The following is an 18,514-nucleotide window of genomic DNA, read 5'->3' as shown; positions in this document are numbered from 1 at the left end:
GCACTCATCCCATGGCGCACGTTCGCTCACGGTGGAACAATGGGATCCAAACGCGCACACGGCGCGGCCAATGCGATGTAGCAGGAGGCTCCAGCATGAAGAAGCTCATCAACTCGCCGGACACGGTGATCGCGGACGCCCTGAAGGGCATCGAGGCATCCGACACGTCAGTCCGGGTCGACCATGGCACGCGCGTCATCTACCGCGCGGCGCCCAAGGACGCGGGCAAGGTCGCGCTGATCTCCGGCGGCGGCTCCGGCCACGAGCCGATGCACGGCGGCTTCGTCGGGCTCGGCATGCTCGACGCCGCGTGCTGCGGCGAGGTGTTCACCTCGCCCACCCCCGACCAGATGCTGGCCGCCACCACCGAGGTGGACAACGGCGCCGGCGTGCTGCACATCGTGAAGAACTACACCGGCGACGTCATGAACTTCGAGATGGCAGCCGAGATGGCAGCCGACGCAGGGATCCAGGTGGAGACGGTGATCGTCGCCGACGACGTCGCCGTCGAGGACTCGACGTGGACCGCCGGACGCCGCGGCGTCGGCACGACGGTGCTGCTGGAGAAGATCGTCGGCGCCGCCGCCGAGGAGGGCCGCGACCTGGCCGCCATCAAGGAGCTGGCGCAGAAGGTGGCCGACAACGGCCGCTCGATGGGCATGGCCCTGACGTCGTGCACCGTTCCCGCGGCGGGCAAGCCCACCTTCGACCTCCCCGAGGACGAGATGGAGATCGGCATCGGCATCCACGGCGAGCCGGGACGCCACCGCGAGCCCATCGCCGACGCCGCATCGATCGCCAAGCAGCTCGTGGATCCCATCCTCGCCGACCTCGACTTCACGGGCGCGCCGGTGATCGCCATGCTGAACGGCATGGGCGCCACGCCGCTGATCGAGCTGTACCTGGTCTACGGCGAGGTGGCCGCGCTGCTGGACGCCGCCGGCGTCACCGTCGCGCGCAACCTCGTCGGCAACTACATCACCAGCCTCGACATGGCCGGCTGCTCGCTGACGTTGGTCAAGGCCGACGACGAGATCCTTGGACTCTGGGACGCACCCGTCGTCACGGCGGGACTACGGTGGGGCCTGTGACTGCTACAGACCTCACCCTCGACCAGCTCGCGGCCTGGCTTCGCCGCTACGCGGAGATCATCGACGAGCAGAAGTCCTACCTGACGGACCTCGACTCGGCCATCGGCGACGCCGACCACGGCACCAACATGGCGCGCGGCACCGCCGCTGTCGTGGGGACCCTCGACGAGGCCAACACCGTCGACGCTCTGCTGAAGAAGGCGGGTATGACGCTGGTCAGCACCGTGGGCGGCACGAGTGGCCCGCTGTATGGCACCTTGCTGATGCGCGCGGGCATGACGACGGGCAGCGTGACGGCCCTGGCCCCGGAGGAGTTCGCGAAGGCGCTCCGGGCCGGGCTGGACGGGCTCGTCGCCCGGGGCCGCACGGAGCTGGGCGACAAGACGATGGTCGACGCCCTCGCGCCCGCGCTCGATGCGCTCGACGCGGCGATCGCCGACGGCAAGCCGCTGGCCGAGGCGGTTGCCGCCGCCCGCGACGCCGCCGTCATCGGCCGCGACGCCACCATCCCGCTCGTAGCCCGCAAGGGTCGTGCGAGCTACTTGGGCGAACGCTCCGCCGGGCACCTCGACCCGGGGGCGGCGTCGGCCACCATGCTGCTGGACGCGCTGGCCGAAGTGGTCGCGGCCTGATGGCCGTCGGCATCGTCGTCGTCTCCCACAGCGCCCCGCTCGCGGAGGCCGCCGTCGAACTCGCCATGCAGATGGTGCACGTCGACCGGCCCCCCGTGGCGGTGGCCGCCGGTGCCGACGGGGGGCTCGGCACCGACGCGACCGCGGTTGCGGCCGCGCTGGCCGAGGTGGACAAGGGCGACGGCGTGGCCGTGCTCGTCGACCTCGGCTCCGCGCTGATGAGCGCCGAGCTGGGGATCGAACTCCATGGGGCACCGGACTCGGACATCCGCATCCTGCCCGCCCCCTTCGTCGAGGGCCTGATCCTCGCGGTCATCCAGGCTTCGGTCGGTGGCAGCCTCGACGACGTGGCCTGCGAGGCGTCGGGCGCGATGGCACCCAAGCTGGCGGCCATCGGCGTCCCGGAGGAGGAGCCGCCGCTCCCCGCGGCGCCGGCCCCCCTCCCCGAAGCAACTCCGGACACAGAGGCACTCGCTGAGGCTGTGATCGTCAACGCGAACGGCCTGCATCCCGGGCCCGCCGCGTTGTTCGTGGCCGAGGCGCGCAAGTTCGACGCCGACGTGAAGGTCCGCTGCCGCGACGTCGGCCCCGTGTCGGCGAAGAGCGGTATCGGGCTGGCCTCGTTGCACGCCGGGAAGGGGGACGCCCTGCGACTCAGCGCCACCGGCCCCGAGGCCGAGCAGGCGGTCGAGGCCCTTGCCCTGTTCATCTCGTCGGGTTTCGGCGAGTGAACGAGTCGGCGTGCCCTAGTGGCCCGTCGCACCTAAAGGTGCGACAGACCACTAGCCCCGCACTGCGGCGTTAGGCTGAGCGCCATGAGCGAGACGCACCCCAACCTCCTGGCTTCCGACGTCGTCGTGCACCTGCCTGAGGATCCTGCCCTGACCGCGATCGCCGAGCGGGGCCGAGAGAACTTCCTCAACGTCGTGGCGGCACATCCGACGTCGTCACTCTGCTGGGCGTTGCTCGCGGAGACCTGCCTGACGGAGGAGGGGGTCGGCAACGCCGTCGCCGCCTACGCCTACGCGCGCACCGGCTACCACCGGGGCCTCGATACGCTGCGACGCAACGGCTGGAAGGGCAGCGGCCAGATCCCGTGGAGCCATGAACCCAACCGCGGATTCCTCCGCGCCCTGTGGGCGCTGAGCGTCGCCGCGGGCCGGATCGGCGAGGCCGAGGAGCAGGAGCGCTGCGCCCAGTTCCTCCGCAACTCCTCAGAAGAGGCTTTCCAGGCGCTCTCCTCCTGAGACTTCTCGCGCGTCATGGAGTTTTGGCGCACGGATGCCCTCCCTGTGCCCTATACGGCGCAGAAGCCTGAGGCATGCGCCAAAACTCCATGCAGGCCGAGTAGCCACGGTTCAGCCGACCCACGCCGGGGTCGTCAGGACGCGGCCCTCGGCGACGAGGCGGCGCTCGCCGACCAGGTTCACGGCTAGGCCCGGCAGCCTTTCCTCCGAGGAGTGGCCTGCCGAGAGCAGGATCTCTCCCGGCTCGACGATGCGGCGTCCGTCCACCCCGGTGAACGAGGAACGATCGGCATGGACCTCGAACGTGACCCGGCGCGACTCGCCGGCCGCGAGGTCGACCTTCGCGAACCCGATCAACTGCTTCAGGGGGCGCACCACCTCGGCCCAAGGATCCTCCAGGTACAGCTGCACCACCTCGGCCCCGTCGCGGCCGCCGGTGTTGGTCACCGTCACCGCGTACTCGACCGCGCCGTCGACGGGGATCTCCTCTGCGGAGACCACGGGGTCGGTCAGCGCGAACGACGTATATGACTCGCCTGCCCCGAAGGGGAAAAGCGGGCGGGGGTCGAGGTTGGAGATGCCGTCGGAGACCCATCCGAGGGTCGGGGCGAGGTAGGTGCCGGGCTGTCCGCCGCGCAGCGCAGGGATGGCGATCGGCAGCCGGCCCGACGGGTTGACCGCGCCCGTGAGGACCGCCGCGATGGCGTCGGCACCCTCGACGCCCGGCATGAACGACTGGACGACGGCGGCGGCGCGGCCGGCGTACTCGCCCAACGCGTAGGGGCGCCCCGTCACCAGCAGCAGGACGGTCGGGGTTCCCGTGTCCAGCACGCGATCGACCAGCTCACCCTGACGGCCGGGAAGCGCGAGATCGACGACGTCGCACCCCTCCCCCGAGGTGCCGATCCCGAACAGCCCGGCGATGTCGCCGACCGTCAGGACGGCCACGTCGCTGGCGCTGGCGAGCGCGACGGCCTCGTCGAGTTGCGCGTCCGTGCCATCGACGAACCCGCAGCCAGGCGCGAAGACGACCTCGCCGTCGAGGGTCTCGAGCGCCTCGGGCAGCGTGCGGATGTTGAGGCCGGTCTGCCTGCCGGGGAGGTTCGACATCACGTGGTTGGGGAACGAGTAGCAGCCCATGAACGAGCGCACGTCCTCCCATACGGGGCCGACGACGGCCACCCTGCCCAGCCCGGCGCCCAGCGGGAGCACGCCGTCGTTGTTCAGCAGGACGACCGACTCCTCTGCCATGCGGCGGGCGACGACGCGGTTGCCCGGCGAGTCGAGGTCGCGGTCAGGGGCGCCGCCGCCCGCGGGCTGCCAGTCGGGGTCGAGCAGCCCGAGCTCCGCCTTCTGGGTGAGGACGCGCAGCGCGGCGCGGTCGACGTCGGCCTCATCGACGAGCCCCAGGGCAACAGCCTCGGCGAGGTGTCCGAAGGGGCCGGTCTCAGGTAGCTCGACATCGAGGCCGGCCCGCAGCGCGAGCGCGGCCGCGGTGGCGGCGTCGGGCGCGACGCGGTGCGTGTGGATGAGGAACGGCACGGCCCAGTAGTCGGAGACGACGACGCCGTCGAACCCCCAGCGGTCACGCAGCACTTCGGTGAGCAGCCGCCGGTCCGCGACGGTGGGGACGCCGTCGATGTCGCAGTAGGAGTTCATCACGGCCTTCGCCCCGCCGCGCACCGCCATCTCGAACGGCGGCAGCATGATGTCCTCCAGCTCGCGGACGCCCATCGAGATGGGCGCGTGGTTGCGCCCTGCGCGCGAGGCGGGATAGCCGACGAAGTGCTTGCATGTCGCGTGCACGCCCCCGGACTGGAGCCCCTGCACGTAGGCGGTGCCGAGCGTCCCCACGAGGTACGGGTCCTCGCCGCAGGTCTCCTCGACGCGGCCCCAGCGGTAGTCGCGCACGACGTCGAGCAGCGGCGAGAGCCCTTGGTGCACGCCGACGGCACGGAGGTCGGCGCCGATCGCCGCGGCCATCTCGAAGACCCGCTCCGGGCGCCAGGTGGCACCCCAGGCGATGGCTGCCGGGTAGACGGTGGCGCCGTGCGTCGTGATGCCGGTGAGGCACTCCTCGTGGGCGAGCGCGGGGATGCCGAACCGGGATGCCGCCCGCACCTCCGCCTGGCGAACACGTAGTTCGGCCCGACCCTCGGCGACGCTGACGGGGCCGGTTCCGAAGACGCGCGTCAACTGGCCGAGCCCGTCGCGATGGGCCTCCTCCCAGCCGGTGCTCGCCATCGCGTGCTCCATGGGCGCGACGTCGTGGTGCTCCCCGTCGTCGGGGGTGGCCTCGGGGCGGGGCCGGTTCCAGAAGGAGCCGAGCTGCGCGGCCTTCTCGGCCAGCGTCAGCTCGGCAACGAGCGCCGCGGCCCGGGCCTGGGGGGTGAGCGAGGTGTCGTGCCAGGTTGTCATGAGAGGGTCCTTGGGATCGGTCAGCCCTTGACGGCCCCGGAGAGGCCGCCGACGATCTTGCGCTGCATGGTGAGGAAGAAGATCATCGCGGGGATCATGGAAAGGCTGGTGAACGCGAAGACGCCCGCTGTGTCGGAGGCGTGCTCCGTCGAGTAGTCCGCGACGCCCAGCGGGAGGGTTCGCATGTCGCCGTGGAGCAGGAGCAGCGGCAGCAGGTAGGCGTTCCAGGATCCGACGAACGCCAGCACGCCCACGGTCACGAGGCCGGGGGCCGACAGCGGCAGGATCATCGTCGAGAAGATCCGCAGCCTGCTCGCGCCGTCGATCTGGGCCGCCTCGTCGATCTCGTTCGGGATCGCTTGCAGGAAGGGGCGCAGGATGACGATGGTGATGGGCAGCGCGAACGCCGCCTGCGGTAGCGCGACGCCCCACCAGGTGTTGCTCATCTGGAGGTCCTTGGAGACGATGATGAACAGGGGGATCACCGCGACCGTCGCGGGGAAAAGCAGGCCGAGCACGAACACCATGTAGAGCGCCTCGCGGAACCGGAAGTGGTAGCGCGACAGCGGGTAGGCGGCCATGAGCCCCAAGAGGACGGCGAGCCCCGTCGTCAGAAGGGCGACAACGACGGAGTTGAGCGCGTAGGTCCAGAACCGGGAGTTCGTGAGCACGTTCACGTAGTTGGTCCACACCCACGGGTCGGGCAACGCCGCTGGCCGGTCGGCCAACTGCGCGTTGCTGCGGAACCCGCCGAGCACTGCGTAGAGCACGGGGCCCAGCGAGAGTGCCGCGGCGACGAGCGCGACGAAGTAGACGAGGGGGTTGGCTCCGCGGGGCCTGCGGCGCGGGGTTTCTGCTGCGCTCATCGGCGGACCTTTCGTGGCGAGTCCGCGAGGTTGTCGCGGCTGAGCACGAAGCGCTGGTAGGCGAGCGCGAACGTCAACGCGATCACGAAGAGCACAACCGATGCCGCGCCCGCGATCCCGTAGTTCGAGCGCTTCGTGCCCTCGTTGATGAGGAAGGTGGCCATGGTCGCCGTCGCGTTGGCCGGGCCGCCCTTCGTGAGGATCCACACCATGTCGAACAGCTGTAGCGAGCCGACCATGGAGAGGAAGGCCCAGGTGCGCAGCGTCGGTCCCAGCAGCGGGATGGTGACGTGCCATTGGCACTGCCACCAGGACGCGCCGTCGATCTGCGCCGCCTCCTCCAGCTCCTGCGGGATGCCCTGCAGCCCCGCGAGGAACAAGATGATCGCCAACCCGACGTACTTCCAGGTCAGCACCACCATCACGGTCCACAACGCATACTCAGGCGTGCCGAGGAAACCCTGCGCAGGACCTTGGATGCCCACGGCAGCCAGCAGGGAGTCGATGACTCCGTACTTGGGCTGCAGCAGCTGGAACCACACGACGCCGGCGATGACCTCCGCCAGCACGTAGGGGACGAAGACGACCGTGCGTAAGAGTCCCCGAAATCTGATTCGCTGGTTGAGGAGCAGCGCAACCGCGATCCCCAGCGGCAGCTGGATGACGACGGATGCCACCACGATGAACAGGTTGTTCCCGAGTGCGCCGAGGAAGACGTCGTTGGTCAGGACCGAGACGTAGTTCTTGAGCCCGACGAAGTCGACCAGCGGCCCGAAGCCCTTCCAGCGGTAGAGCGAGAACTGCACGGCGCGCACCATCGGCCACACGACGAAGAGCCCGAAGAGGACCAGCGCCGGTGCCGTGAACGCGACGACTTCGACGGCCATGCGCCAGTCCCGCGGCCGGTGGCCGCGGGACTGGACGGTGGATGAAGCCATCACTTCTCCGCGTCAGCGGCTTCCTGCGTGGCGGTGACGATGTCCTGCGGACTCGCCTGACCCGCGAACATCAGCGCGATCGCGTCGTTCATCGCGCCGCCGACGGAGGTGCCGAAGGCGGTGTCGAAGTACAGCTGGACGCGAGCGGCGTCGTCGCGCACCTTCAGCAGCGTGGCGAGCGCGGGGTCGGACACGTATTGCGAGGCGGTGGGGTTCGTCGGGAGGCCCATGTCCTTCTCCGCGAAGCCCTTCTGCACGCCGTCGGAGAGCAGATAGTTCACGAACTCGACGGCGACGTCAGGCGCGTCGGCCGGGAGGCCCCAGGCGTCGCCACCGCCGAGCGCGGAACTCGGATCGCCGAGTTGGCCCTCGAACGACGGGAACGCGAACCAGCCGGTCGCCTCGCCCAGTCCCTTGTTGTCCTCGGTCAGGCCCTGCATGACGCCGGGCTCCCAGTGCCCGGCCAGCTCCATCGCGACTTTGCCGGTGGCCAGCAGGCCGGACGCGGACGTCGGGCCGGACTGGGCGGGGGTCGTCAGGAACCCGGAGTTGAACGGCTCGGCGGCGACCAGCTTCTCCAACTGCTCGCCCGCGACGATGAAGCACTGATCCGAGAAGTCGAGGGTGGTCACCGCCTTGTCGAGGACGTCGGCGGAGCAGGCGCGCAGCGCGAAGTAGTACCAGTAGTGCGCGGCGGGCCACTTGTCGCCCGCGCCGACCGAGATCGGCTCGATGCCCGCGGCCTTCAGCTTGTCGATCGCCACGTACATCTCGTCCCAGGTCGCGGGCGCCTCGGTGACGCCGGCCTGGGCGAAGAGGTCCTTGTTGTACCAGAAGCCCACAACGCCGAGCGAGAAGGGCAGCGAGTAGGTCTTGCCGTCGACCTGCCAGCCGGAGACGGAGCCTCCCAGCTTGGCGATCGTGTCCGCGGAGCTCTCGGTGAGGTCCTTGACGAGGCCGACCTTCACCTTGTCGGCCAGCTCGCCGCCTCCGCGCTCCATGTAGATGTCGGGGACGTCGCCGGACTGCCAGGCAGCCTCGAGCTTGGTGACCATGTCCTCATGCTGCATGGCCGAGATGTCGATCGTGACGCCAGGGTGGTCAGCCTCGAAGTCCTTTGCCACCTGCTCGTAGTACGACTTGCCGGGGTCGCTGTTCGAGTTGTGCCACCAGGTGACGGTCACGTTCTCCTGTGGGGAGCCGCCACCCGCGGTGGTCTCCGTGGGCGCGGGGGTCGTCCCGCCTCCGGTGCCGCACGCGGACAGCGCCAAGGCGCCGGCCGCCGCCAGCGCCAGGATCTGCTTCTTCATTGAAACCTCCTCATGTTCACGATTTGTTTCGCGAAACAACATTTGCTTCGTATCGTACGCGCCACCGCGTAAATCGCAAACCTTGGCGTCCAATTTGTTATCTGTCTGTTGCACTTGATCGAAAATTTTTCGGTAAGGTGATGTCATGTCGACCACACGACCCCGCCTCGACGAGGTGGCCCGGCTCGCCGGGGTCTCCCGCGCCACGGCGTCCAAGGCGCTCAACGGCCGCGCCGACGTGTCACCCGCCACACGCGACAGGGTGGCGGCGGCCGCCTCCGAGCTCGGCTATCAGGGCGTGGGCGCCGGCCCCGCGGTGCCGCTCATCGGCCTCGTCGCCGACAACATGACGACGACCTACACCCTCGACATCCTGCGCGGCGCGACGACGGCCGCCATGGCCGCCGGCGTGGGATTGGTCACTCAATACTCCGAGGACCTCCCGCCCGCCGGTGCCCACCCGCTCAGCGACGCGTGGTTCGAACAGGTGAAGCGCAGCGGCTGGCTCGGCGTGATCGTCGTGACCACCAAGCTATCGCGGCGCCAGCTGAAGAAGGTTGCCGAGCTGCAGCTCGCGACGGTGGCCATCGACCCGGCCAACGCGCTGCCCGCCGGCGTCACCTCGATCGGCGCCACCAACTGGAACGGCGGCGTCGAGGCCACCGAGCACCTGATCCGGCTCGGCCATCGGCGCATCGGCTTCGTGCGCGGCACCACGGGATCTGTCCCCGCGGCCGAGCGCCTGCAGGGCTACCTCTCGGCGCTCATGATGCACGACCTCCCCCACGACACACGGCTGGTCGTCGGCGACGAGTTCTCGGCCGAGGCGGGTCTGCGGGCCGGCCTTCAGCTGCTGTCACTCCCCCCGGATGTCCGCCCCACCGCCGTCTTCGCGGCTAACGACGCCATCGCGCTCGGCGTGTACCAGGCGGCACGGCAGTTAGGCCTCCACGTCCCAGACGACCTCAGCGTCGTCGGCTTCGACGACTCGCTGCTCGCCCCGCTCGTCACACCGCCGCTCACGACGGTGAACCAGCCGCTCGAGGACATGGGAGCCGCCGCTGTGCGCACGCTCGTCGACCTCAGCCAGTCGCGTCCGGTCACCGCCGGCCCCATCCGTCTGGCCACCTCCCTCGCCGTCCGCGCCTCGACGGCCCCGCCTACCCCGTGAGGAACTAAGCCTCGATCCATCGGTGGGCGACGCCTGACACCTTGCAGCAGGAACCGTATGCCCTTCCTCGGCCCGCCGGCTCAGACCATGCCGTTAGGGCTGAGGGCCTGCGCGCCTTACACTTTCCGACGGCCCATTTTGTCTACTCCGTCTGGAGCCGCCGCGCATGCCCATCCGCCAAGACCTGCGAAACGTCGCGATCATCGCCCACGTCGACCACGGGAAGACGACCCTCGTCGACGCCATGCTGTGGCAGTCCGGCGCGTTCAGGGAGGGCGCGGACATCAACAACCGGGTCATGGACTCCATGGACCTCGAGCGCGAGAAGGGCATCACCATCCTCGCGAAGAACACCGCGGTGCGGCACGTCCGCCCCAGCGGCGAGACCGTGACGATCAACATCATCGACACCCCCGGCCACGCCGACTTCGGCGGCGAGGTCGAACGTGGTCTCGAGATGGTCGACGGCGTGATCCTGCTCATCGACTCCTCCGAGGGCCCGCTCCCCCAGACCCGGTTCGTGCTGCGCAAGGCGCTGGCGAAGCAGCTGCCGATCATCGTCGTCGTCAACAAGGTCGACCGCGCCGATGCCCGCATCAGCGAGGTCGTCGAGGAGACCTACGACCTGTTCATGGACCTGCTCGACGACGACGCGGCCCACGTCCTCGACTTCCCCATCGTCTTCGCCTCCGCGAAGGCCGGGCGCGCGTCGCTGACGCAGCCCGGCGATGGCGAGATGCCCGACAGCCCGAACCTCGAGCCCCTGTTCGACACGCTCTTCGCGCACATCCCCGCGCCCTCGTACGAGGAAGGCGCGACGCTGCAGGCGCACGTCACCAACCTCGACGCGTCGCCATACCTCGGACGCCTCGCGCTGTGCCGCGTCGTCGCCGGCGAGCTGCGCCGCGGCCAGCAGGTGGCCTGGTGCAAGACCGACGGCACCGTCAGCACCGTGAAGCTCACCGAGCTGCTGATGACCGAGGCCCTGGAGCGCGTCCAAGCCGACGTCGCCCGTCCCGGCGACATCGTCGCCATCGCCGGCATCCCGCAGATCATGATCGGCGAGACGCTGTCGGACCCCGAGGACCCGATGCCGCTGCCGCTGATCCACGTCGACGAGCCATCGATCTCCATGACGATCGGCATCAACACCTCGCCGCTGGCAGGCAAGTCCGGCAAGAACCTGACCGCTCGTCTGCTGAAGGCGCGTCTCGACCAGGAGCTGGTCGGCAACGTGTCGATCCGCGTGCTGCCCACCGAGCGCCCCGACACCTGGGAGGTGCAGGGCCGCGGCGAGCTGCAGCTCGCGATCCTCGTCGAGATGATGCGCCGCGAGAGCTTCGAGCTCACCGTCGGCAAGCCGCAGGTGGTTACGCGCACCATCGACGGCAAGCTGCACGAGCCCGTCGAGCGGCTCACCGTCGACATCCCCGAGGAGTACGTCGGCACCGTCACGCAGCTCATGGGCCTTCGCCGCGGCCAGATGGAACAGATGGTCAATCATGGCACCGGCTGGGTGCGCCTCGAGTTCATCGTGCCCGCGCGCGGCCTCATCGGGTTCCGCACCGAGTTCCTGACCGAGACCCGCGGCACCGGCATCATGAACCATGTCTCGGAGGGCTATGCGCCCTGGGCGGGCGACTTCCGCACGCGCCCCACCGGTTCGCTGGTCGCGGACCGCACCGGCGTCGTCACCGGCTACGCGCTGTTCAACCTGCAGGAGCGCGGCACGCTGTTCGTCTCCCCCGGCGACGAGGTCTACGAGGGCATGATCGTCGGCGAGAACCCGCGCGCCGAGGACATGGACGTCAACCCGTCGAAGGAGAAGAAGCTCACCAACGTGCGCTCCTCGACCGGCGACGAGCTGGAGCGTCTCATCCCGGCGAAGAAGATGTCGATGGAGCAGCAGCTCGAGTTCTGCGCAGCCGACGAGTGCCTCGAGGTGACGCCTGCGGTCGTCCGCATCCGCAAGGCGCTGCTGAACGCCAACGACCGCGCCAAGGAACGCAACCGCACCAAGCGCGCCTGATTGCTCGCCTCCGGCACCACCGGCCCGGCTTCGGGTACACAAATCCCTCTATACGTCGAGCCAGCCCTCATATGGGTTGGCCCGCATAGAGAGATTTGTGCGTGGAGGGCCTGAAGAGACAGATGTAAAGATATATCTTTGACATATCGCGATAGGTCGCGCATACTGGTTGTCGACGGCGCCACACGGGCGCCGCGCAACAACCAGGAGGAGACATGGACTACGCCATGCACCACCCACATCCCCTGCCGCGGATGCGCGACATCGCGCGGCAGATGTTCACCGAGGCCGATGGCGGCGACCCCCGGGGTCGACGCGGCGGCCCGCGCGGGCACCGCGGACCCGGCGGTCGCGAGGGCGGCCCCGGCTTCGGCCCCATGTCCGGCTTCGGTGCCGGTTTCGGCTCGGGCTTCGGTCACGGCTTCCCCGGCGGCCCCGGGCGTGGCGGGCGGCGTCGCCGCGGTGACGTCAGGCTCGCGGCCCTGCTGCTGATCGCCGAGACCCCCCGCAACGGCTACCAGATCATCCAGGAGCTGGCCGCCCGCACCGATGGCCACTGGAAGCCCAGCCCGGGCGCGATCTACCCCGCGCTCAGCCAGTTGGAGGACGAAGGCCTGATCCGCGCCCTCGACGGCGGCAAGGTCTACGAGGTCACCGATGCGGGCCGCGCCGAGGCGGCGGCCGTCGCCGACCAACCCGCACCGTGGGAGCAGGCCGGTGACGACCAGGACCCCGCCCGCGCGTTGGCCCACAGCATGCGTCAGGCCGCCCAGGCCGTCGGCGCGATCGTGCAGTCGGGTGACGCCGAACTCATCACCAAGGCGACCGCGGAGCTGGACGACCTCAAGCGGAAGCTGTACCAGCTGCTCGCCGAGGCCTGAGGCTCACAACAGCCGCCACCCCAGCAGCGCAAGGCCGGCGAAGGCGGCCGCCCACATCATCGAGGCGAACGTTCCGATGATGAAAAGCTCCCCCTTGCGCGACGTCGGACTCGCCAACTCCGCGTAGCGGCCGAGTCCCTTCACGCCCAACACGACGGCGATCCCCGCCGGGAAGCCCGTGACGATGCACACATACGTCGCGAGGCGCTCGAGCACCCCGACCCAGCGCCCTCCCGGCAACTCCTGCTGCAGCAGGCCCAGGTTCTCGCGGGCGCGACGGACGTCTGCATCGCCGTCGGGCTGGGCGGGGTCGATCCGCCGCAGCACCGCTCGGATCACCGGGTTGCCCAGCATCGCGCCCACCGCGCAGGCCACCGCGATGACGCCGCCTAGAACCATCTCCATTCCCCCACGCTATCCGCGACCTCCGACATTTTTCTCCGACCTTCGCGAGCTGAAGGAATTATCTACATTTATGAGTTCTTTAGGTAGTCTCTTCATGTGAACGAGGGGAAGAACGGATCTGTCATCGCGCTGCTCGTCGACGTCGTGGGCTCGCGGAGCCATGACCGGGGCGGGCTGCACCGCGCGCTCCTGGGTGCGGTCGACGACGTCAACGCGCGCGTGCCGACGCTCGACCCGCTACGGCCTACCGTCGGTGACGAGCTTCAGGGCGTCTACTCCACGCTGGGCGGCGCGCTCTCAGCGTCGATCTGGCTCAGGCTGCACCTCGCGGCAGCCGCGGCCACCTCACCTGTCGAGTTGCGCTTCGGGGTCGGGGTCGGCGAGGTAACAACCGTCGACCCCGCCCTGGGCATCCAGGACGGCACCGCGTGGTGGAGCGCCCGCGACGCCATCGACTGGGTGCACACCCAGTCCACCCGCGCGGGCTACGAGTCCGTGCGCACGGCGGTCCGCGACTCCGAGGGCTCCCCACCCGTCGACGGCCTGCTCCGCCTCCTCGATGCCGCCCTCGCGCGTCTGCGCCCGGGGCCGCTGCGCACCCTCGCGGGCCTCCTCGACGGGCGTGACAACCAGGAGATCGCCGAGCGCGAGGGGATCACCGCCTCGGCGAACTCTCAGCGCATCCGCAACAACGATCTACGCCCACTCGCCGATGCGATCGTCGCCGTCGGCCGCCTCCCCTGAGGGCGTCAGTCGTCGGCGTCGATCTCGCTCAGCTTCTCGACATCGGGCGTGCTGGGGCGGTTCTTGCGGCCGCGCTGGACGAGCAGCGGGTCTGTCGGCTTGATGACCGACGGGTCCTTGCCGTCGTAGTCGTGCAGATCGAGGAACAGCCGCATGGCGTTCAGGCGGGCGCGTTTCTTGTCGTTGCTCTTGATCCGGTACCAGGGGGCGAGCTCGGTGTCGGTGTGCTTGAGCATCGCGTTCTTCGCAGCGGTGTAGTCCTCCCAGCGGCCCAGCGACTCCAGGTCCATCGGGGACAGCTTCCACTGACGCACCGGGTCGATCTGGCGGATGGCGAACCGGGTGCGCTGCTCGCGCTGGGTGACGGAGAACCAGAACTTCGTGACGGTGATGCCCGACTCGATCAGCATCTCCTCGAACCGAGGTGCCTCGCGGACGAAGATTTCGTACTCCTCGTCCGTGCAGAAGCCCATCACGCGCTCGACGCCGGCGCGGTTGTACCAGGAGCGGTCGAACAGCACGATCTCGCCCTTGGTGGGCAGATGCTGGATATAGCGCTGGAAGTACCACTGGCCGCGCTCGCGCTCCGTCGGCGCCGCGAGGGCGACGACGCGCGCCGTGCGCGGGTTGAGGTGCTCCGTGAATCGCTTGATGGCGCCGCCCTTGCCCGCTGCGTCGCGGCCCTCGAAGATGATGATGTGCTTCTCGCCGTTGTCCTGCGTCGAGTACTGGAACTTCAGCAGCTCGATCTGCAGCTGCCGCTTCTCGACCTCGTACTCCTCCCTGCTCAGCAGCTCGTCGTAGGGGTACTTGTCGCGCCAGGTCTCGACGGCCTTGCCCATGGGATCGAGCAGGTACGGATCCTCGCCATGCACGTCGGTGACGGTGAACCCGTCGGACATCAGCTGATCAATGTATTCGCGCAAGCCCTGACTCATGGCCACATTTCAGCATGGTTTGGTTAACGGCACCCCAACAACGCGCGAAACACTCAGACCCGGGGGGGCTGAAGCCTTTTCCGCCGCCAGCGAAACCCCGTCCGACGGCGCCCCCGACGGACCCCTCCCGCACTGTCGGCGCGGGCCTGTAGGGTCACGGCATGACTGAAATCACCTTCCGAGGCACCCCTGTCAACACCGTCGGCCAGCTGCCCGAGGTCGGCAGCGCGGCGCCCGCCTTCGAGGTCACCGGCGGCGACCTGAAGCCCCTGACCAGCGAAGCCTTCGCAGGCAAGAAGCTCGTCCTCAACATCTTCCCGTCGGTCGACACCGGCGTCTGCGCCATGTCCGTGCGCCGCTTCAACGAGCTCGCCGCCGGCCTCGATGGCGTCGCCGTGCTCTGCGTCTCGCGCGACCTTCCCATGGCGCTCGGCCGCTTCTGCGGCGCGGAGGGCATCGAGAACGTGACCGTTGCGTCGGACTTCCGCACCAACTTCGGCGAGACCTACGGCGTCACCATGGCCGACGGCCCGCTGGCACACCTGCTCAGCCGCGCTGTGGTGGTCGTCGACGCCGACGGCGCGGTCGTCTACACCGAGCAGGTCCCGGAGATCGGCCAGGAGCCCGACTACGACGCCGCCCTGGCCGCGCTGAGCTAGGCCGTCTCACGCACGACGAGAGTCGTGGGCAGCACCACGGAGTCACGCGGGATGCCCGCAACGACGTCGAGCAGGATGTCGACCATGACGCTGGAGATCTGAGCCCAGGGCTGGCGCATGGTCGTCATCGGCGGGTCGTGGCTCTCCGCGAGGCCGGAGTCGTCGAACCCGGCGACGGCGACATCACCGGGTACCGAGCGGCCGCTGCGGCGGAGCGCGGCGATGGCGCCGACAGCCATGACGTCGGATGCGGCGAACACGGCGTCGATGTCCGGCGCGCGCTCCAGGAGCCGCTGCATCGCGGCCGCGCCCCCGTCGACCGAGTAGACGCCCTGCTCGACGAGGGTGGGGTGGAAGCGCAAGCCCATCTCCTCGCGAAAGCCCTCCACCCGGTAGCGGCCGCCCGGGGTGTCGTTCGGGCCCGTGATGAGCGCGATCTTCTCGTACCCGCGGTCCATCAAGTAGCGCGTCATGACGCGCGCCGACTCCTGTTCCGCCACCGAGACCGTGGGCACCATGGCCCGGTACCCGAGCGGGGCGCCCGTGCAGACGGTAGGCACTCCCGCTTCGATGAGGTTGGCGAGCAGCGGATCCGACTCATGCGACGAGATCAGCAGCACGCCGTCGACGTGGCCGGCGCGCACGAAGCGCTCGACGTTCGTCCGCTCGGCGGGCGTGTCCGCGACGACGAGCGCCGTGGTCATCCCGCGCTGGGCCAGCGCCTCGGTCGCGCCCCGCAGGAGCAGCGCGAAGGTCGGGTCGGCGAACAGCAGCTGCTGCGGCTCGGTGAGCAGGAAGGCGACGGAGTCGGCCCGCCCGGTGGCGAGGCTCCGCGCGGCGTGGTTGGCGGTGTACCCCGTCTTCGCGATGGCCGCCTGGACGGCGGCGCGCGCCTCGGGCGAGACCCATTCCTTGCCGTTGAGGACGCGGGAGACGGTGGCGTGCGAGACCCCCGCGACGGCCGCGACGTCGCGGATGGTCAGCTTTCGCTGAGCGGGGATCACCTCTGCCACGTAGCGGACTCTACCCTGCGATTCCTGTACACGGTCACAGTTTCATAACAGAACGTGACTTTTCTTCGTCTCCAATCTAGGTTTGAGGCATCCTGTAACCGATCACAGCCCGTGACCACTCGAAAGACCCGAGGACGTGTCGTACATGACAAAGACCCCCTGGCCTGGGATCGCCTACGGCGGCGACTACAACCCGGAGCAGTGGCCACGCGAGACCTGGCGCGAGGACGTCGCGCTGATGCGCGAGGCCGGCGTCGGCCTGGTCAGCGTCGGCATCTTCTCCTGGGGCCTGCTCGAGGTCGCCGAGGGCGAGTTCGACTTCTCGTGGCTCGACGAGTTGCTCGACCTGCTGTGGAGCAACGGCATCCGGGCCGACCTCGGCACCCCCACCGCCTCTCCCCCCGCGTGGTTCTTCGACGCCTACCCGCACGCCCGCGTCGTGACCGGCGACGGCGTGGCGCTCGGCTTCGGCTCCCGCGGCGCGGCCGCCCCGTCGTCGCCCGAGTACCGCGCGGCCGCCGTCCGCATCGCGGGCGAGCTGGCCCGCCGCTACGCCGACCACCCCGCCGTCGTGATGTGGCACGTCCACAACGAGTACGGCGTCCCCGTCGGGGAGGACCACTCGGCGCCCGCGCTGGCCGCCTGGCGGGTCTGGCTCGAGGACCGGTACGGCACCGTCGACGGCCTGAACAGCGCGTGGGGCACCGCCTTCTGGGGCCAGCACTACACGACGTTCGCCCACGTCGGCACCCCCGCCGCCGCGCCGTCGGCGGTGAACCCGGCCCAGCGGCTGGACTTCGCCCGCTTCAGCGACCAGATGCTGCGCGACTGCTTCATCGCCGAGCGCGACGAGATCCGACGCCACGCCGCCCAGCCCATCACGACGAACTTCATGGCCAACCAGCACGACGGCTGCGACCTGTGGGCGTGGGCGCGCGAGGTCGACATCGTGGCCGACGACCACTACCTCTGGGCGGCCGACGAGGAGGCGGAGATCGGCCTCGCGATCGCGGCCGACCTGACCCGCTCGGTCGGCGGCGGCAGGCCCTGGATCCTCATGGAGCACTCCACCTCCGCCGTGAACTGGCAGCCCCGCAACATCGCGAAGCGGCCCGGCGAGATGGCCCGCAACTCGCTCGCGCACCTCGGCCGCGGCGCCGACGCCGTCCTCTTCTTCCAGTGGCGCGCCTCGCGCTCCGGCGCGGAGAAGTTCCACTCGGCGATGCTCCCGCACGCGGGCACCTCATCGCGGGTCTGGCGCGAGGTCGTCGACCTGGGCGCGAAGCTCGGCAGGCTGGCCGAGGTCAAGGGCTCCGAGGTGCGCGCCGACGTCGCCATCCTGTGGGACTTCGAGTCGATGTGGGCGCAGGGCCTCGGCTGGCACCCGTCCGAGGCCGTCGACCCGCGCGAGCGGATCCGCGCCTACTACGAGCGTCTCTGGCGCGACGGCCTCACCGCCGACTTCGCCCATCCGTCGCAGGACCTCTCCGGCTACCGCCTCGTGATCGCGCCCGCGCAGTACCTGTTGACCCGCGCGCAGGCCGACAACCTGAACCGCTTCGTCGCGGGAGGCGGCACGCTGCTCGTCTCCTACTTCTCAGCCGTCGTCGACGAGCACGACGCGGTGCACGAGGGCGGCTTCGGCCGGCCGCTCGAGCCCGCGCTGGGCGTGTGGGTCGAGGAGTTCCTTCCCCTGCGCGAGGGCCGGCACGACACCTTCCGCCTCGGCGACCGCGAGTTCACCGCGGACGTCTGGCAGGAGGACCTGGTGCTCACCACCGCGGAGCCGCGCGCCCGCTTCGTCGCGGGAAGGACCGACGGCGGCCCCGCCGTCACGCGCAACGTCCACGGCGACGGGGTGGGCTGGTACGTCAGCACCCGCCCGACGGCCGACGGCCTGGCCGCCATCATGACCGAGGTCTACGCCGACGCGGGGCTCGCCCCGCTCGGCCTGCCCGCGGGCGTCGAGGTGGTGACCCGCCACGGCGCGGGCGCCTCCTACACCGTCGCCGTCAACCACTCGACCGACGACGTGGTCCTCCCCCTCTCCGGCGCGGACCTCCTCTCCGACGGTGTCGACTCCGACGCCGTCGCCCTGCGGGCCGGCGCCGTCGCCGTCGTCCGCCACTCCCCCGACTCCTCTCTCCGCGGACGCTGACCGGCGCCCGCACA

Annotated in this window: 17 protein-coding genes; 10 read left to right on the top strand and 7 right to left on the bottom strand. The window is 69.8% G+C overall.

Annotation, left to right across the window (positions count from 1 at the left end; genetic code table 11):
* Positions 1-95 precede the first annotated feature (95 nt).
* From dhaK to IPJ61_RS17025, 4 genes are all read left to right on the top strand, one after another.
* Positions 96-1,091 carry a dihydroxyacetone kinase subunit DhaK gene (gene dhaK / locus IPJ61_RS17040; RefSeq protein WP_297110394.1) on the top strand — a complete coding sequence of 332 codons (996 nt, stop codon included), beginning with the start codon at positions 96-98 and terminating at the stop codon, positions 1,089-1,091.
* Positions 1,088-1,723 carry a dihydroxyacetone kinase subunit DhaL gene (gene dhaL / locus IPJ61_RS17035; RefSeq protein ID WP_459251308.1) on the top strand — a complete coding sequence of 212 codons (636 nt, stop codon included), beginning with the start codon at positions 1,088-1,090 and terminating at the stop codon, positions 1,721-1,723. Before dhaK ends, dhaL begins: the two co-directional genes overlap by 4 nt.
* A complete protein-coding gene (gene dhaM, locus IPJ61_RS17030) occupies positions 1,723-2,454 on the top strand; it encodes a dihydroxyacetone kinase phosphoryl donor subunit DhaM (RefSeq protein ID WP_297110388.1) in 732 nt (243 codons plus the stop codon). The genes dhaL and dhaM overlap by 1 nt, the downstream gene beginning before the upstream one ends.
* A gap of 84 nt (positions 2,455-2,538) precedes the next feature.
* The gene (locus IPJ61_RS17025; protein ID WP_297110385.1) at positions 2,539-2,970 is read left to right on the top strand and encodes a DUF3151 domain-containing protein; all 432 of its coding nucleotides are present in this window, start codon (positions 2,539-2,541) and stop codon (positions 2,968-2,970) included.
* A 111-nt stretch (positions 2,971-3,081) separates the two neighbouring features.
* Here IPJ61_RS17025 and IPJ61_RS17020 read toward each other — a convergent pair whose 3' ends face one another.
* The 4 genes from IPJ61_RS17020 to IPJ61_RS17005 are packed head-to-tail and all read right to left on the bottom strand — an operon-like array spanning position 3,082 to position 8,502.
* Positions 3,082-5,388: a glycoside hydrolase family 3 N-terminal domain-containing protein gene (locus IPJ61_RS17020; protein WP_297110382.1), complete on the bottom strand. Its 2,307-nt coding sequence runs from the start codon at positions 5,386-5,388 to the stop codon at positions 3,082-3,084.
* A gap of 20 nt (positions 5,389-5,408) precedes the next feature.
* Positions 5,409-6,254 (bottom strand): carbohydrate ABC transporter permease, encoded by an 846-nt coding sequence (locus tag IPJ61_RS17015; protein ID WP_297110379.1) that lies wholly within the window; start codon positions 6,252-6,254, stop codon positions 5,409-5,411.
* Positions 6,251-7,192, bottom strand: a complete 942-nt coding sequence (locus IPJ61_RS17010) for a carbohydrate ABC transporter permease (RefSeq protein ID WP_297110376.1) — start codon at positions 7,190-7,192, stop codon at positions 6,251-6,253. Before IPJ61_RS17010 ends, IPJ61_RS17015 begins: the two co-directional genes overlap by 4 nt.
* Positions 7,192-8,502, bottom strand: a complete 1,311-nt coding sequence (locus IPJ61_RS17005) for an extracellular solute-binding protein (RefSeq protein ID WP_297110373.1) — start codon at positions 8,500-8,502, stop codon at positions 7,192-7,194. Before IPJ61_RS17005 ends, IPJ61_RS17010 begins: the two co-directional genes overlap by 1 nt.
* A gap of 145 nt (positions 8,503-8,647) precedes the next feature.
* Here IPJ61_RS17005 and IPJ61_RS17000 point away from each other — a divergent pair, with 145 nt between their 5' ends.
* The 3 genes from IPJ61_RS17000 (at position 8,648) to IPJ61_RS16990 (ending at position 12,583) form a co-directional block, all read left to right on the top strand.
* Entirely contained in the window at positions 8,648-9,673 is a 1,026-nt protein-coding gene (locus IPJ61_RS17000; protein WP_297110369.1) for a LacI family DNA-binding transcriptional regulator, read from the top strand.
* 166 nt (positions 9,674-9,839) lie between these two features.
* Positions 9,840-11,702: a translational GTPase TypA gene (gene typA, locus IPJ61_RS16995; protein ID WP_297110366.1), complete on the top strand. Its 1,863-nt coding sequence runs from the start codon at positions 9,840-9,842 to the stop codon at positions 11,700-11,702.
* 215 nt (positions 11,703-11,917) lie between these two features.
* Positions 11,918-12,583, top strand: coding sequence for a PadR family transcriptional regulator (locus tag IPJ61_RS16990; RefSeq protein WP_297110363.1), 666 nt, complete (start codon positions 11,918-11,920; stop codon positions 12,581-12,583).
* Positions 12,584-12,586: 3 nt separating this feature from the next.
* Here the strand turns inward: IPJ61_RS16990 and IPJ61_RS22315 are convergent, their stop codons facing one another.
* A complete protein-coding gene (locus tag IPJ61_RS22315; protein ID WP_366505823.1) occupies positions 12,587-12,988 on the bottom strand; it encodes a hypothetical protein in 402 nt (133 codons plus the stop codon).
* A 96-nt stretch (positions 12,989-13,084) separates the two neighbouring features.
* On the opposite strand from IPJ61_RS22315, the gene IPJ61_RS16980 reads away from it, so the two are divergent.
* Complete coding sequence (locus tag IPJ61_RS16980) at positions 13,085-13,732, top strand: SatD family protein (RefSeq protein WP_297110360.1); 648 nt, start codon at positions 13,085-13,087, stop codon at positions 13,730-13,732.
* Positions 13,733-13,737: 5 nt separating this feature from the next.
* Here IPJ61_RS16980 and ppk2 read toward each other — a convergent pair whose 3' ends face one another.
* Positions 13,738-14,670: a polyphosphate kinase 2 gene (ppk2, locus tag IPJ61_RS16975; RefSeq protein ID WP_297110356.1), complete on the bottom strand. Its 933-nt coding sequence runs from the start codon at positions 14,668-14,670 to the stop codon at positions 13,738-13,740.
* A 161-nt stretch (positions 14,671-14,831) separates the two neighbouring features.
* On the opposite strand from ppk2, the gene tpx reads away from it, so the two are divergent.
* Complete coding sequence (tpx, locus tag IPJ61_RS16970) at positions 14,832-15,329, top strand: thiol peroxidase (RefSeq protein ID WP_297110352.1); 498 nt, start codon at positions 14,832-14,834, stop codon at positions 15,327-15,329.
* Here tpx and IPJ61_RS16965 read toward each other — a convergent pair.
* Positions 15,326-16,342 (bottom strand): LacI family DNA-binding transcriptional regulator, encoded by a 1,017-nt coding sequence (locus IPJ61_RS16965; RefSeq protein WP_297110349.1) that lies wholly within the window; start codon positions 16,340-16,342, stop codon positions 15,326-15,328. The genes tpx and IPJ61_RS16965 overlap by 4 nt on opposite strands.
* Before the next feature lie 145 nt (positions 16,343-16,487).
* Here IPJ61_RS16965 and IPJ61_RS16960 point away from each other — a divergent pair, with 145 nt between their 5' ends.
* Positions 16,488-18,500: a beta-galactosidase gene (locus IPJ61_RS16960; protein ID WP_297110346.1), complete on the top strand. Its 2,013-nt coding sequence runs from the start codon at positions 16,488-16,490 to the stop codon at positions 18,498-18,500.
* Positions 18,501-18,514: the final 14 nt, after the last annotated feature.

The organism is Tessaracoccus sp. (assembly GCF_016714275.1).
Taxonomy (GTDB): Bacteria; Actinomycetota; Actinomycetes; order Propionibacteriales; family Propionibacteriaceae; genus Arachnia.
Note: the sequence above shows the minus strand (reverse complement) of the source record. Positions and strands in the feature narration are given on the sequence as shown.